Here is a 13,719-nt window from a genome sequence, read left to right on the forward strand (position 1 = left end):
CGGTCTGAGACGCTTACCAGGTACGGCCACACATGTTGACAGCCGGAAGGACGGGCGTGCACGTCGTGATTATGGGCTGCGGACGGGTGGGTTCCACTCTTGCGCAATCCTTCGAACAGCAAGGTCATACGGTCGCGGTGGTGGACCAGGACCCGACGGCGTTCCGCCGTTTGGGATCCGGGTTCAGCGGGCGCCGGGTGACCGGAGTCGGGTTCGACCAGGACACGCTTCGCGAGGCCGGAATCGAGGAGGCAGGCGCCTTCGCGGCGGTCAGCAGCGGCGACAACTCCAACATCATCGCGGCCCGGGTGGCCCGGGAGATGTTCGGTATCGAGAACGTGGCCGCCCGGATCTACGACCCCCGGCGTGCCGAGGTGTACCAGCGCCTCGGCATCCCGACCGTGGCCACCGTGCGGTGGACCGCGGACCAGATGCTGCGCCGGCTGCTGCCCTCGGGCGCGGAGCCGCTGTGGCGGGACCCGAGCGGCGGTGTGCAGCTCGCCGAGGTGCACACCTCGCCGGCCTGGGTGGGTCACAAGATCAGCAAATTGCAGGACGAGACCGGGGTCCGTGTGGCATTCCTCACCCGGCTGGGCGAGGCCATGCTGCCGTCCTCCCAGACGGTGCTGCAGGAAGGCGATCTGGTGCACGTGATGATGCGCACCGACGGAGTCGCCGAGGTCGAGGCCGCGTGCGCCAAGGGCCCTGAGGAGGCGCACTGATGAGAGTCGCCATCGCCGGAGCCGGCGCGGTCGGCCGCTCGATCGCGGGCGAGCTGCTGGAGAACGGGCACGAGGTCCTGCTCGTCGACAAGAACCCCACCTCCATCTCGGTGGAGCGGGTTCCGCAGGCCGAGTGGCTGCTCGCCGACGCCTGCGAGATCACCTCGCTGGACGAGGCGGCGCTGCAGCGCTGCAACGTGGTCATCGCCGCCACCGGTGACGACAAGGTCAACCTCGTCGTCTCGCTGCTCGCCAAGACCGAGTACGGGGTGCCGCGGGTCGTCGCCCGCGTCAACAACCCCAAGAACGAATGGCTCTTCAACGAGTCCTGGGGCGTCGACGTGGCCGTCTCCACCCCGCGGCTGATGTCCGCGCTGGTCGAGGAGGCCGTGAGCGTCGGTGATCTCGTGCGGCTGATGCGCTTCAGCCAGGGCGACGCGAACCTGGTGGAGCTCACGCTGCCGCCGGAGGCCGCGCTGGTCGGCACCCGCGTCGGCGACGTGGAGTGGCCGCAGGACACCTCGCTGGTGACGATCATCCGGGGCAACCGGGTGCTCACGCCGACCGCGGACGACGCGCTGGAGGCCGGTGACGAGCTGCTGTTCGTCGCCGCACCTCACCGCGAGGAGCAGTTGGAGGACCTGCTGTCCGTCCAGCGCGAGGACTGACAAACCGGATACGACGACGGGCGCCCCGGACCGGGAAGGTCCGGGGCGCCCGTCGTCACGCACAAGGAGCGTCACGCACAAGGAGCGGGTGTCAGGACCTCGCGGCGGCCTTCTTCGCCTCTTCCTCGGCTTCCATCTCGGCGATCACGTTGATCGGCGGCGGAGCCTTCGACAGGAAGATCCACGTCAGGTAGACCGACAGCAGCATCGGCGGGATGCCGAGCGCCACCTTGACCCAGCCGAGCTGCGTGGCGTCGCCCCACCAGTACAGCGGGAACAGGATCGCCGACTTGGCGAGCAGGATCAGCCCCCACGCCCAGCTGGCCTTGGTGTAGGCGCGCAGCCGGCCCGGGTTGCGCTTGCGCCAGGACAGGTTCTCCTTGAAGACCGGACCGAGGATCAGGCCCAGCAGCGGGACGCCCGCGATGGCGGTGGCGATGTACGCGACGGCCAGCCCCAGGGTGTACAGCATCCCGGGCAGGTAGAAGTTCTTGGCATCGCCGGACATCATCGCGAAGACCGCGCCGAAGGCCACGCCGAACACACCGCTGAAGGCGTGCTTGAGGGTGTCCTTGCGGACCAGCCGGGCGATCCCGAGCAGCACGGAGAGGCTGAGCGCGGCGATGGCCGCGATGTGGATATCTCTGTTGATCGTGTAGATCAGGACGAAGACCAGGCCGGGCACGGTGGTCTCCACCATGCCCCGGATGCCGCCGAACGCCTCGAAGAGCGCGGCTTCGGTGATCGCTCTGGAATCGTCGTCCGCCCCCTTGTCGGTCCGCGGGTCCTCTGTCTGCTTGTCGATCGACGCCACCGACTACTCCTGTCCGACCGGACGCAGTTCGTACTTGGGATTGAACAGAACGGGACGACCGTGATTCATCGAGATCCGGCCCGAAGCTATGATCTTGCGGCCCGGCTCTATCCCGTTGATACTGCGGCGTCCCAGCCACACCACGTCCAGGGCGGCGGAACCGTCGAACAGCTCCGCCTCCAGCGCGGGCACTCCGGCCCGTGGTCGCAGGGTGACCGTGCGCAGACTACCGGTCACGGTGACGATCTGCCGGTCCCCGCAGTCGCAGATGCGCGTGCAGCCCACCGACAGGGCGTCCTTCTGCAGCTCCTCGGAGTGCAGCTCCTCCTGGGAGGACGACAGGCGGTCAATCATGCGCCGGAAGCGGCCGGTGGGTCGTTCCGAACGGGTGGCACCACTCATGTATCCAGCGTACCGGGCCCGGCCGGCAAGGCGTGAGGTACGCCGGACGGCCGATCGCCGGGACGGGAATGTCCGTTCCGCGGATCAGTGCTCGAAGCGGTAGCCCATGCCCGGCTCGGTGATGAAGTGCCGCGGGTGCGCGGGATCCGCCTCCAGCTTGCGGCGCAGCTGCGCCATGTAGACCCGCAGGTAGTTGGTCTCGGTGCCGTACGAGGGCCCCCACACCTCCTGCAGGAGCTGCTTCTGGCCGACCAGCCGGCCGGTGTTGCGGACCAGGACCTCCAGCAGGTGCCACTCGGTCGGCGTGAGCCGGACGTCGGCGCCGCCCCGGTGGACCTTCTTCGCCGCCAGGTCGACGGTGAAGGTCGCGGTCTCGACGGTCGCGGCGTCGCCCTCGGGGCCGCCGGGCGCCGCCCGGCGGACGGCGGCCCGCAGCCGGGCGAGCAGTTCGTCCATGCCGAACGGCTTGGTGACGTAGTCGTCCGCACCCGCGTCGAGGGCCTCGACCTTCTCGTCGGACGTCTGGCGGGCCGACAGGACGATGATCGGGACGCGGGTCCAGCCGCGCAGCCCGCGGATCACCTCGACGCCGTCCATGTCCGGCAGGCCGAGGTCCAGGACGACCACGTCGGGGTGGCGGGCGGCGGCCAGCTGCAGCGCGGTCGCGCCGTCGTGGGCGGCGTCGACCTCGTACTTGCGGGCCCGCAGATTGATCACAAGGGCGCGCACGATCTGCGGCTCGTCTTCCACCACGAGCACCCGGTGCATGGGATTCCTCTTCTCGTTCACGTTGTTGCCGCGGCCGGACGGCCGCCGGGGGCGGCCCGGAGGGTGAGGACCATCGTCAGACCGCCGCCGGGGGTGTCCTCGGCGACCAGCGTGCCCCCCATGGACTCGGCGAAGCCGCGGGCGACCGCGAGGCCCAGGCCCACGCCGGTGCCGCGCGGGGCGTCGCCGTAGCGCTGGAACGGCTCGAAGATCCGGTCCTTGGCGGTTTCCGGCACCCCGGGGCCGCGGTCGACGACCCGCACCTCCACCCGGTCGCCCAGGACGCTGGCGGCCACCACCACCCGGGAGCCCGGGGCGCTGTACTTCACGGCGTTCTCGACGACGTTGGCGACGCTGCGCTCCAGCAGGCCGGGATCGACGGCCACCATCGGCAGGCTCTCCGGGATGTCGAGAACGACGCTGCCCTCGGGGACGCCGCCCAGCGCCATCGGCACCACCTCGTCGAGGTCGATCTCGCGGATCAGCGGGGTGACGGTGCCGGTCTGCAGGCGGGACATGTCCAGCAGGTTGCCGACCAGGTGGTCGAGCCGGTCGGCGCCGTCCTCGATCCCGGCCAGCAGCTCGGCCTCGTCCTCGTCGGACCAGGCGACGTCGTCGGCACGCAGCGACGACACCGACGCCTTGATGGCCGACAGCGGGGTCCGCAGGTCGTGCGAGACGGCCGCGAGCAGCGCGGTGCGGATGCGGTTGCCCTCGGCCAGCTCTCGGGCCTGCTCGGCCTCGCCCTCCAGCCGCCGCCGGTCCATGACGACGGCCGTCTGGGCGGCGAAGGCGGAGAGCACCCGGCGGTCGGAGGCGGGCAGCACCCGGCCGGTGAGCGCCAGCGAGAGGCGGTCGCCGACGGGCACCTCGACGTCGGCGTCCTCAGGGCGCAGGCAGGGGTGCTCCCCGACGGCGGCCTCCTGGGACCAGTCGCCGTGGTCGCTGTCCCGGGCCAGCAGCACCGCGGAGTCCATGCCGAACGTCTCGCGGACCCGTTCCAGCAGCGCGTCGAGGGAGCTCTCGCCGCGCAGCACACTGCCGGCCAGGTACGACAGGATCTCGGCCTCCGAGCGCAGCCGGGCGGCCTGCTGGGTGCGGCGGGCCGCGAGGTCCACCACGGAGGCGACCGCGAGGCCCACCAACACGAAGATCACGATCGCGATGATGTTCTCGGGCTCGGCGATGGTGAAGGAGTGGGTGGGCGGCGTGAAGTAGTAGTTCAGCAGCAGCGATCCGGCGAACGCGGCCGCCAGCGCGGGGAACAGCCCGCCGACCAGGGCCGCCGCGACGGTGAGGGTCAGGAAGAGCAGCATCTCGGTGGCCTGGCTCATGCCGGGGTGCCACCCGGTGAGCAGCAGGGCCAGCAGGACGGGGCCGATCACGCCGGTGAGCCACCCCGCGACCACCCGGGCGCGGCCCAGGCCGGCGCCGCGCGCCGACGGCAGCCCGCGGCCCTTGGCGGCGTGCTCGTGGGTGACGATGTGGACGTCGATGTCGCCGGCCTCGCGGCCGACGGTGGATCCGACGCCGGGGCCCAGCACGTACTGCCAGGCCTTGCGGCGGCTGGTGCCGAGCACGATCTGGGTGGCGTTGACCCCGCGGGCGAAGTCCAGCATGGCCTCGGGGATGTCCTCCCCGACGACGTGGTGGAACGATCCGCCCAGGTCCTCCACCAGGGTCCGCTGGGCGGCCAGCTCCTTGGCGGAGCCCGAGGCCAGCCCGTCGCTGCGGACGATGTGGACGGCGAGGATCTCGCTGCCCGAGCCCTTGGCCGCCATCCTGGCCGCCCGGCGGATCAGGGTGCGGCCCTCGGGGCCGCCGGTCAGGCCCACGACGATGCGCTCCCGGGCCTGCCAGGCGGCGGAGATCCGGTGGTCGGCGCGGTACTCCTGGAGGTACTCGTCGACCCGGTCGGCGACCCACAGCAGCGCGAGTTCGCGCAGCGCGGTGAGGTTGCCGGGCCGGAAGTAGTTGGACAGCGCCGCGTCGACCTTGTCGGAGGCGTAGATGTTGCCGTGCGCCATCCGGCGCCGCAGCGCCTGTGGCGACATGTCGACCAGCTCTATCTGGTCGGCGCGGCGCACCACCTCGTCGGGCACCGTCTCGCGCTGCCGCACACCGGTGATCGACTCGACCACGTCCCCCAGCGACTCCAGGTGCTGGATGTTGACGGTCGAGACGACGTCGATTCCGGCCCGGAGCAGTTCCTCGACGTCCTGCCAGCGCTTGGCGTTGCGCGAGCCGGGCACGTTGGTGTGCGCGAGCTCGTCGACGAGCGCGACCGCCGGCCGCCGCGCGAGCACCGCGTCCACGTCCATCTCGGTGAACACCGCGTCGCGGTACTCCAGCTCCCGGCGCGGGATCCGCTCCAGGCCGTGCAGCATCACCTCGGTGCGCGGGCGCCGGTGGTGCTCGACGAAGGCGACGACGATGTCGGTGCCGCGCTCGGTGCGCCGGTGCGCCTCGGAGAGCATGGCGTAGGTCTTGCCCACGCCGGGGGCCGCCCCGAGGTAGATGCGCAGTCTGCCGCGTGCCATGGCCCCATCGTTCTGCTCGGATCCGCCGGTCGCCCGGACGCGCGGGCGGCGCTTGACTCGACCTTAGAACGGCCGAAGGGGGCATATGGGACCGGGGTCGCCGCGGGGGCGTACCTTGACGGCGCCTTGACACCGGAGACCTCCCGGGACGCCGCAGGACCGAGTTCGCAGGACTGCCATACGGACGTAACGCCCGTTCGTTGACCCGCCGCGCGCCGCCAGCGAGCATCGGCGCATGCTCTCCACCACCCGCCCGCCGTGGCTCGTCGCCCTGCCGTCCGTGCCCCTGCCGGCCGCCGGCCGCGGCGAGGGCGGCGCCACCGGGGCGGTGCTGCGGGCCGTACTGCGGGGTGGCCCGGTGGCCAGGACCGCGCTGGCGCGGGCCACCGGGCTGAGCCCGGCCGCCGTCTCCCGGCACACCGCCGAGCTGATCGGGCTCGGGCTGCTGCGCGAGCTGCCGCCGCCGGACGGTCCGCCGCGCGCCGGCCGGCCGCAGGTGCCGGTGGACGTCGACCCGGCGCACCACGCCGTCTGCGGGGTGCACATCGCCCTGCCGCACACCACCTTCGCCGTGGTGGACCTGCGCGGGCGGGTGACGGCGCAGGAGCGGCTGCCGCACGACGGCTCGGTGAGCGGCGTCCTGGACGGCATCCGCGGCCATCTGCCGGGGTTCCTGCACCGGCACGCCGCCGGACGGTCCGTGCTCGGCCTGGGAGTCGTGACCGGCGGCTGGGTGGACAGCGAGCAGGGCACCGTCGTCGAGCACGCCCCGCTGGGCTGGCGGGACGTCCCCGTACGGAGCGTGCTGACCGCGGCGACCCGGCTGCCCGTCCATGTGGACGGGCACGCGCGGGCGCTGGCGCAGGCGGAGCTGATGTTCGGCGCGGGCATCGGGCGCGAGGAGCTGGTGCAGCTCTTCGTCGGCAACGTGGTCGACGCGGCGATCGCGACGGGCGGCAGCGTCCTGCGGGGCCGCCGGTCGGGCGCGGGCGACGTCGCGCACCTGCCGTTCGGCGCCCCCGGGCAGCGGTGCGCGTGCGGCCGTACCGGCTGCCTCCAGGAGGCGGTGTCGGAACTCAACCTGGCCCAGCGGGCCTTCGCCGCCGGCATCGTGCCCGTCCCGGACTTCCGGCTGCTGCTGTCCCGGGCCCGCGACGGCCACGCGGGCGCGGTGCTGATGCTGCGCGAGCGGCTGCGCACGGTGGGCCGGGCGGCGGCCCTGCTGCTCGACGTCATCAACCCCGAGGTGCTGGTCGTCGCGGAAGCCGCGGCGGTGCACTTCCCCGAGCTGCTGCCCGACCTGTACGAGGAGGTCGCCGCACACTCCCACCTGTGCACGGACCCCGAACGGGCCGTCGTCCCCACCAGCTTCGGGGAGCAGGTGCTCGCGGTCGCGGCGGGGGCCGTGGTGCTCGACGCGGTCTACCGGCGGCCGATGGAACTGCGTACCGCGCGGTCGGCGTAGCCGTACGGCGCCGCGGGATTCCCCTCCCGCGGCGCCCGGGTTTCTTCCACCGCGTCGTAAATCATTGCCCGGCGGACCGGGGTTCAGGAGAATCGGCACATGGACGTGACAGGTAGGGCAGCGGCACGCGACGCCGCCGGGCGGGAGGCGGTCAACGCCTTCCGCGCCCACCATTTCGCCGGTCTCGGCTGTCGTCCCACCGGCTCCACCGGCACCGCCGGTCGCGCCCCCCTCGCCGGTCCCGCCGGCCGCACGCGCTGACCGGGCGATTCCGCCCCCTGGCGCCTGATCCGCGGCCCACTCCCGGCACCTGATCCCCCTTCTCCGCCTCCACAGGGGCCGGCTTTCCGGTCCGCGGCGATCCGCGCCCTGTGGTGGCCGGTTCCGTCCCGCCAGAACCCCGCCCACCATGCCCACCCATGAGTTGGAGCTGCTTCGCCATGACCGCACCCACCCAGACCGCGCTCGACGTCGCCAAGGTCGCCGGGAACATCGGCGCCGAGATCAGCGGTGTGGACCTCGCCGCCGAGCTGTCCGCCGGAACGATCGCCGAGATCCGCGCCGCGCTGCTGGAGCACAAGGTCGTGTTCTTCCGCGGCCAGGATCTCGACCAGGCGGCGCACGAGCGCTTCGCGCGCCGCTTCGGCACGCCGACCACCGCCCATCCGACCATTCCCGCGCTGGAGGGCTCCCCCGCCGTCCTCGACCTCGACTACGGGCGCACCGCGGGGCGCGCCAACCACTGGCACACCGACGTCACCTTCGTCCAGCACCCGCCGCTCGGCTCCATCCTGCGGGCGGTCACCATCCCGCCGTACGGCGGCGACACCGTGTGGGCCAACACCGCGACCGCCTACGCGAACCTCCCCGCCGAGCTGCGCGAACTCGCGGACCGGCTGTGGGCGGTGCACTCCAACAGCTACGACTACGCGGCCTACAAGCCGGCCGACGACACCGACGACGCCCGCCGGCAGCGCGAGGTCTTCACCTCCACCACGTACGAGACCGAGCACCCGGTGGTGCGGGTGCACCCCGAGACCGGCGAGCGCGTCCTGGTGCTCGGCGGGTTCGTCCGCCGGTTCGTCGGCTGGAACGGCGACGATTCCCGCGACCTGCTGCGGCTGCTGCAGTCGCACATCACGGAGCTGGAGAACACCGTGCGCTGGCGGTGGGCACCCGGCGACGTGGCGTTCTGGGACAACCGCGCCACCCAGCACTACGCGGTGGCCGACTACGGCACCCTGCCGCGCCGGGTCCAGCGGATCACCCTCGCGGGTGACGCCCCGGTCGCCGTGGACGGCTCGCACAGCCGCGCGCTCACCGGGGACGACACCGCGTACAACACGGTCCTCGCCCGGCCGGGCGACGGAGAGCACTGATGCGCCCGCCCTCCTGGGTGCCGATCCGACGGAATCGCAACTCCCCGCTGACGAAGGGCTGATCACCATGGCTGTCACCGTCCGTCCCGCCTCCGGCCACACCGGTGCCGACATCTCCGGCGTGGACCTCTCGCTGCCGCTCTCCGAGGAGAACCTGCTGCTGATCAAGGAGGCGCTGCACCGCTGGAAGGTGGTCTTCTTCCGCGGCCAGGAGCTCGACCACTCCTCCCAGATCGCCTTCGGCCGGCAGTTCGGCGAGCTGACCTACGCCCACCCGCACGACGACGCCCCGCCGGAGGACCACCCGGAGATCTTCACCATCGACCCGCGCCGCTACGAGGAGCGGTACGGCGCCGGCTTCCGCGAGGCGGTGCGCAAGCGCCAGTACAGCTACTTCGCCGGCTGGCACACGGACGTCACCGCGGCCGTCAACCCGCCCGCCGGCTCGATCCTGCGGGCCGAGTCCGTACCGGAGTTCGGCGGCGACACCACCTGGACCAATCTGGTCGCCGCGTACGAGGGCCTGTCCGCTCCCGTCCGGGCCTTCGTCGACACGCTGCGCGCCGAGCACCGCTACGGGGGTGCGGAGCGGACGGAGGGCAACAGCGAGTACGCCCGCCGGATCAACGACAACCTGCTCGTCGCCGTGCACCCGGTGGTGCGGGTGCACCCGGAGACCGGCGAGCGCGCGCTGTTCGTCAACCCCGGCTTCACCAGCCACCTCGTGGACGTCACTCCGCGGGAGAGCCGGGCCGTCCTCAACCTGCTCTACGAGGAGATCACCCGGCCCGAGTACACCGTGCGGTTCCGCTGGGAGCCGGGCAGCGTGGCCTTCTGGGACAACCGCGCCACCGCGCACCTCGCACCGCGCGACATCGAGCACCTGGACGTCGAGCGCCGCCTGCACCGCGTCACCCTGATCGGCGATGTCCCGGTCGGCCCGGACGGCACCCCGTCCGAGCTGATCGAGGGCCGGCCCTTCACCGCCGATCACAGGGTGGTGGTCGGCGCCTGACCGGCGCTCCCGCGCCCTGGTCGGCCGGGCTCAGGATTCGTCGACGATCCGGCCGTCGCGCAGTTCGAGGACCCGGTCGGCCAGGGCCAGCAGCTGGGCGTCGTGGGTGGCGACGAGGGCGGTGACGCCCTCGCTGCGGACGACGGCGCGCAGCAGCTCCATGACGGCGAGACCGGTCTCCGCGTCGAGCTGGCCGGTCGGCTCGTCCGCGATGATCAGGACGGGCCGGTTGGCCAGGGCGCGGGCGATGGCGACCCGCTGCTGCTGGCCGCCGGAGAGCTCGCCGGGGCGCTGCGCGGCGTGGTCGGAGAGCCCGACGAGCGACAGCAGCAGCTGCACGCGCTCCTCGCGCTCGCGCGGCGGCACCTTGCGCAGCCGCATGGGAACGCCGACGTTCTCGGCGGCGGTGAGGATCGGGATCAGTCCGAAGGACTGGAAGACGAAGCCGATACGGTCGCGGCGCAGCGCCAGCAGTCCGTTGTCGCCGAGCCCCGCGAGGTCGGTGCCGTCCAGCGTGATCCGGCCGCCGTCGGGCGCGTCCAGGCCGCCCACCAGGTTGAGGATGGTGGTCTTCCCGGAGCCGGACCGGCCCTTGAGGGCGACCAGCTCGCCGCGCGGCACCCGGAAGGAGACACCGCGCAGCGCGTGCACGGCCGTCTCCCCGCTGCCATAGGTGCGGCGGAGGTCCTCGACGACGACCATCTCCCCGGTCGCCGGCCCGTCCGCGACCGCCGTCCCCGCGTGCCCGGTCGACTGCTCGCTCATGCGCTCCCCCTCCTGGCCCGCTCGGCGGGCCACACCCCGTGGTGGTCGTTCCCGGCCGTGCGCCGCACCCGTCGGCCCCCGCCGTACCGCTGCGTTCCCGGCAGCTGGAGCCTATCCACCCGGTCAAGGACAGCGCGTCCCCGGCCGGTGATCCCGGCCGCGACAGCCCTGGTCCGGGCCCCGGCCGCTGCCCCCGGCATGACGGAGGGCCGGATCCATGATCATGGATCCGGCCCTCGCCGAGGTGCGGTGCGGTGCGGTGCGGTGCGGTGCGTTCTAGTGGATCTGGGTGATCTCGGGACCGCGGCGCATCGGGTCGAGCCCGTCGCCGAACTTCGGCCCCTCGGACTCCTCCTGCGCGATGCCCTCGGGCACCATCTGCGCGTCGGTCGGCAGCTTCAGCACGATCGGGTCGCGCGGCGCCATCGGTGTCTCACCGCGCACCACCACGGTGTCGCGGAAGACCGTCTCCAGCAGGCCGGCGGCCTCCGGCTGCACGGCGCCCTGGCCGGAGATGACGCCGCGCAGGAACCAGCGCGGGCCGTCACAGCCGATGAAGCGGACCAGTTGCACGCCGTTCGCGCCGTCCGGCAGCTGTACGGGCACCTGGGCGCGGAGCTCCCAGCCCAGCGAACCCTCGATCTCGTCGACGATGCCACCCTGCTGGGTGATCCCGGAGGCGATCTCGTCGCGCACCTCGCCCCAGATGCCCTCGGACTTCGGGGCGGCGAACGCCTGGAGCTGGACGGCGCTGTCGTTCAGCACCACGGTCGCGGCGACGATCGACTCACCGGCCACCTCGACACGCAGCTCCATGCCCTCGACACCGGGCACGAACAGACCGCCGAGGTCGACCCGGCCCTCGCCGGGCTGCTTGACCTCGCTCAGGTCCCAGGGCCCGTCGGGCCTGGGGGCCGGCGGAAGGTTGTACCGACCCGATGCGCCGGAGTCGTCGGACTCCCCGGCGTTTTCGGCGTCTTCGGCCAGCTCGTCCGGGCTCGCGCCCTCGAGCTCGTCGAGGGCGTCTTCGCGCTCCTTGCGACGACGACGGAACACGGTCACTGTCCTTCCCGGTCTTCAACGACCGAAGCGAATCCATTACTGGTCTGGCCGGCGGGGGCGTCACCTACCGAGGCATGCCCCCCGGTGGAGCCGAAGCCCCCAGCGGCCCTGGCAGAACCGGGAAGTTCCGCGACCTCGTGGAAGCGGACCCGTTCGACCTGCTGGACGACCAGTTGGGCAATGCGGTCGCCCTTTTCGAACCGCACGCTCTCGCGTGGGTCCAGGTTGACCACGATCACCTTGATCTCCCCACGGTACCCGGCATCCACCGTTCCCGGGGCATTCACGAGAGTCACCCCGCACCGGGCGGCCAGGCCCGAGCGGGGGTGCACGAAGGCCGCGTACCCGTCCGGCAGCGCGATGGACACACCGGTGGGCAGCACCGTGCGTTCACCGGGGGCGAGTTCCGCGGCCTGGGTGGTCACCAGGTCGGCGCCCGCGTCTCCGGGGTGCTCGTACGCCGGGATGGGCACCGAGTCGTCGAGACGGCGGATGAGGACGTCCACGGGACGTCGTACGGCCTCGCTCACGGGTTCACCTCGAAGGCGCGGGCGACCTTGACCTGGTCCGGGTCGGACATCGCGGCCTGGATCTCCTCGGGGCGTCCGTTGTCCGTGAAGTGGTTGAGCTTCACTTCCAGGAAGAGGGCTTCCGCGCGGACCGCGACCGGGCCGTCGGGGGAACCGATCCGGCCCTCGGCGGTGCTGTAGATCTTCCGTCCGGCGACCGCGCGGCAGTGCGCCCGCAGATACAGGGTGGTGCCGACGGGCACCGGGCGGACGAAGTCCGTCTCCAGCCGGCCGGTCACCGCGATGACCTGCAGCAGCCAGTTCAGCGAGCCGAGCGTCTCGTCCAGCGCCGAGGCCAGCACGCCGCCGTGCGCGAGGCCCGGAGCGCCCTGGTGGGCGGTCTGTACGGTGAATTCCGCGGTGACGCTCACTCCGTCACCCGCACGGGACTCCAGGTGCAGTCCGTGCGGTTGTCCGCCGCCGCAGCCGAAACACTGGTCGTAGTGCGCCCCGAGCAGCTCGCCGGGCGCGGGCGCGCCGGGGTGCCGTACGGGCGGGACTGCGTCTGGCGGCGGCTTCAGGCCCGGCCGGCCAGGGCTTTCGGATGCGGTAGCTCCACTCACGCCCGAGACCCTACCCTCCTGCGGGATCCTTTCCCGTCGGCCGTCCGTTGACCCGTACCGGCTTCTACCCCCACTTGACCGGAGCGCACATGAGCCCCAAGTCCGTCGTCGTCACCGGAGCCGGCCGAGGCATCGGCCTCGCCGTCACCCTCGAACTCGCGCACGCCGGATTCGACGTGATCGGCACGGTGCGGACGCCGGAGAAGGCCGAGGCGCTGCGGGCGGTGGTGGAGCGTACGGGGGCGGCGGTGCGCACGGTCCTGCTGGACGTGGCCGACGCGACGTCGTGCGTGCAGGCGTTCACCGAGATCGCGATGCTGACGGACGGCGGGCCCTGGGCGGTGGTCAACAACGCCGGCTTCGCCCAGCCCGGCGCCGTCGAGGACGTGGACGACGAGCTGGTGCGGCGCCAGCTGGAGACGAACCTGGTCGCCCCGGCCCGCATCGCGCGGCTGGTGCTGCCGGCGATGCGGGAGCGCCGGGCGGGCCGGATCGTCAACATCTCGTCGGTCGCCGGACGGATCTCGCTGCCGATGCTGGGCTGGTACTGCGCCAGCAAGCAGGGCCTGGAGTCGGTGACGGACGCGCTGCGCATGGAGACCGCGCCGTTCGGCGTGAAGGTCGTGCTGATCGAGCCCCGCTCGCACCGCACCGGGATCTGGGAGCAGGGCGCGGAGCTGCTGCCGGCCGAGCGGACCTCGGCCTACCGCGACCAGTACGCCGCCGCCGACCACGTGGTGCGCGACGCCCGGACGCTGCCCGGTCCGCGTCCGGTGGCCCTGGCCGTCCTCAAGGCCCTCAACGCCCGGCGCCCGCTGCCGCGCTACCTGGTGGGCGGCGGGGCCCGCTCGGCGGCGACGCTGGACGTGGTGGCGCCGACCTGCGCGACGGACTGGGCCAAGCAGCTCGCGACCGGTCTGCGGACCGCCCCGCCGCGGATGGCGCGGGCGGTGGAGCGGCTGCGCGGAAAGTGACCGGCCGGGCGGC

15 protein-coding genes are annotated in these 13,719 nt (G+C 72.6%); 7 read left to right on the top strand and 8 right to left on the bottom strand.

Features of this window, described 5'->3' with window-relative positions; genetic code table 11:
- Positions 1 to 56 precede the first annotated feature (56 nt).
- Both O3X23_RS07785 and O3X23_RS07790 read left to right on the top strand, forming a co-directional pair.
- Positions 57 to 722, top strand: coding sequence for a potassium channel family protein (locus O3X23_RS07785; RefSeq protein WP_269270454.1), 666 nt, complete (start codon positions 57 to 59; stop codon positions 720 to 722).
- Entirely contained in the window at positions 722 to 1,390 is a 669-nt protein-coding gene (locus O3X23_RS07790) for a potassium channel family protein (protein WP_269270455.1), read from the top strand. Before O3X23_RS07785 ends, O3X23_RS07790 begins: the two co-directional genes overlap by 1 nt.
- A 91-nt stretch (positions 1,391 to 1,481) precedes the next feature.
- Here the strand turns inward: O3X23_RS07790 and O3X23_RS07795 are convergent, their stop codons facing one another.
- The 4 genes from O3X23_RS07795 to O3X23_RS07810 form a co-directional block, all read right to left on the bottom strand.
- A complete protein-coding gene (locus O3X23_RS07795) occupies positions 1,482 to 2,204 on the bottom strand; it encodes a DUF3159 domain-containing protein (RefSeq protein ID WP_269270456.1) in 723 nt (240 codons plus the stop codon).
- A 3-nt stretch (positions 2,205 to 2,207) separates the two neighbouring features.
- On the bottom strand, positions 2,208 to 2,606 hold the full coding sequence (locus O3X23_RS07800) for an OB-fold nucleic acid binding domain-containing protein (protein ID WP_269270457.1): 399 nt from the start codon (positions 2,604 to 2,606) through the stop codon (positions 2,208 to 2,210).
- 84 nt (positions 2,607 to 2,690) lie between these two features.
- On the bottom strand, positions 2,691 to 3,374 hold the full coding sequence (locus tag O3X23_RS07805; protein WP_269270458.1) for a response regulator: 684 nt from the start codon (positions 3,372 to 3,374) through the stop codon (positions 2,691 to 2,693).
- A gap of 17 nt (positions 3,375 to 3,391) precedes the next feature.
- The gene (locus tag O3X23_RS07810) at positions 3,392 to 5,914 is read right to left on the bottom strand and encodes a sensor histidine kinase (RefSeq protein WP_269270459.1); all 2,523 of its coding nucleotides are present in this window, start codon (positions 5,912 to 5,914) and stop codon (positions 3,392 to 3,394) included.
- 235 nt (positions 5,915 to 6,149) lie between these two features.
- Here O3X23_RS07810 and O3X23_RS07815 point away from each other — a divergent pair, with 235 nt between their 5' ends.
- The 4 genes from O3X23_RS07815 to O3X23_RS07830 all read left to right on the top strand — a co-directional run bounded on the left by O3X23_RS07815 (position 6,150) and on the right by O3X23_RS07830 (position 9,773).
- A complete protein-coding gene (locus O3X23_RS07815; protein ID WP_269270460.1) occupies positions 6,150 to 7,379 on the top strand; it encodes an ROK family transcriptional regulator in 1,230 nt (409 codons plus the stop codon).
- 99 nt (positions 7,380 to 7,478) lie between these two features.
- Positions 7,479 to 7,640 carry a hypothetical protein gene (locus tag O3X23_RS07820; RefSeq protein WP_269270461.1) on the top strand — a complete coding sequence of 54 codons (162 nt, stop codon included), beginning with the start codon at positions 7,479 to 7,481 and terminating at the stop codon, positions 7,638 to 7,640.
- A 179-nt stretch (positions 7,641 to 7,819) separates the two neighbouring features.
- Entirely contained in the window at positions 7,820 to 8,758 is a 939-nt protein-coding gene (locus O3X23_RS07825; RefSeq protein ID WP_269270462.1) for a TauD/TfdA dioxygenase family protein, read from the top strand.
- Positions 8,759 to 8,825: 67 nt separating this feature from the next.
- On the top strand, positions 8,826 to 9,773 hold the full coding sequence (locus O3X23_RS07830; RefSeq protein WP_269270463.1) for a TauD/TfdA dioxygenase family protein: 948 nt from the start codon (positions 8,826 to 8,828) through the stop codon (positions 9,771 to 9,773).
- Between the two features lie 30 nt (positions 9,774 to 9,803).
- On the opposite strand, the gene O3X23_RS07835 is transcribed toward O3X23_RS07830, so the two are convergent.
- The 4 genes from O3X23_RS07835 to O3X23_RS07850 form a co-directional block, all read right to left on the bottom strand.
- Positions 9,804 to 10,538, bottom strand: coding sequence for an ABC transporter ATP-binding protein (locus tag O3X23_RS07835; RefSeq protein WP_269270464.1), 735 nt, complete (start codon positions 10,536 to 10,538; stop codon positions 9,804 to 9,806).
- A 276-nt stretch (positions 10,539 to 10,814) separates the two neighbouring features.
- Positions 10,815 to 11,594 carry a DUF3710 domain-containing protein gene (locus O3X23_RS07840; protein WP_269270465.1) on the bottom strand — a complete coding sequence of 260 codons (780 nt, stop codon included), beginning with the start codon at positions 11,592 to 11,594 and terminating at the stop codon, positions 10,815 to 10,817.
- Between the two features lie 2 nt (positions 11,595 to 11,596).
- A complete protein-coding gene (dut, locus tag O3X23_RS07845; RefSeq protein ID WP_269270466.1) occupies positions 11,597 to 12,130 on the bottom strand; it encodes a dUTP diphosphatase in 534 nt (177 codons plus the stop codon).
- Positions 12,127 to 12,732: a PaaI family thioesterase gene (locus tag O3X23_RS07850; RefSeq protein ID WP_443047790.1), complete on the bottom strand. Its 606-nt coding sequence runs from the start codon at positions 12,730 to 12,732 to the stop codon at positions 12,127 to 12,129. Before O3X23_RS07850 ends, dut begins: the two co-directional genes overlap by 4 nt.
- 89 nt (positions 12,733 to 12,821) lie before the next feature.
- Between O3X23_RS07850 and O3X23_RS07855 the strand changes: the two genes are divergently transcribed.
- Entirely contained in the window at positions 12,822 to 13,706 is an 885-nt protein-coding gene (locus O3X23_RS07855) for an SDR family oxidoreductase (RefSeq protein WP_269270467.1), read from the top strand.
- The last annotated feature ends 13 nt before the right edge of the window (positions 13,707 to 13,719 follow it).

It is taken from the genome of Streptomyces sp. H39-S7 (assembly GCF_027158205.1).
Classification (GTDB): Bacteria; Actinomycetota; Actinomycetes; order Streptomycetales; family Streptomycetaceae; genus Actinacidiphila.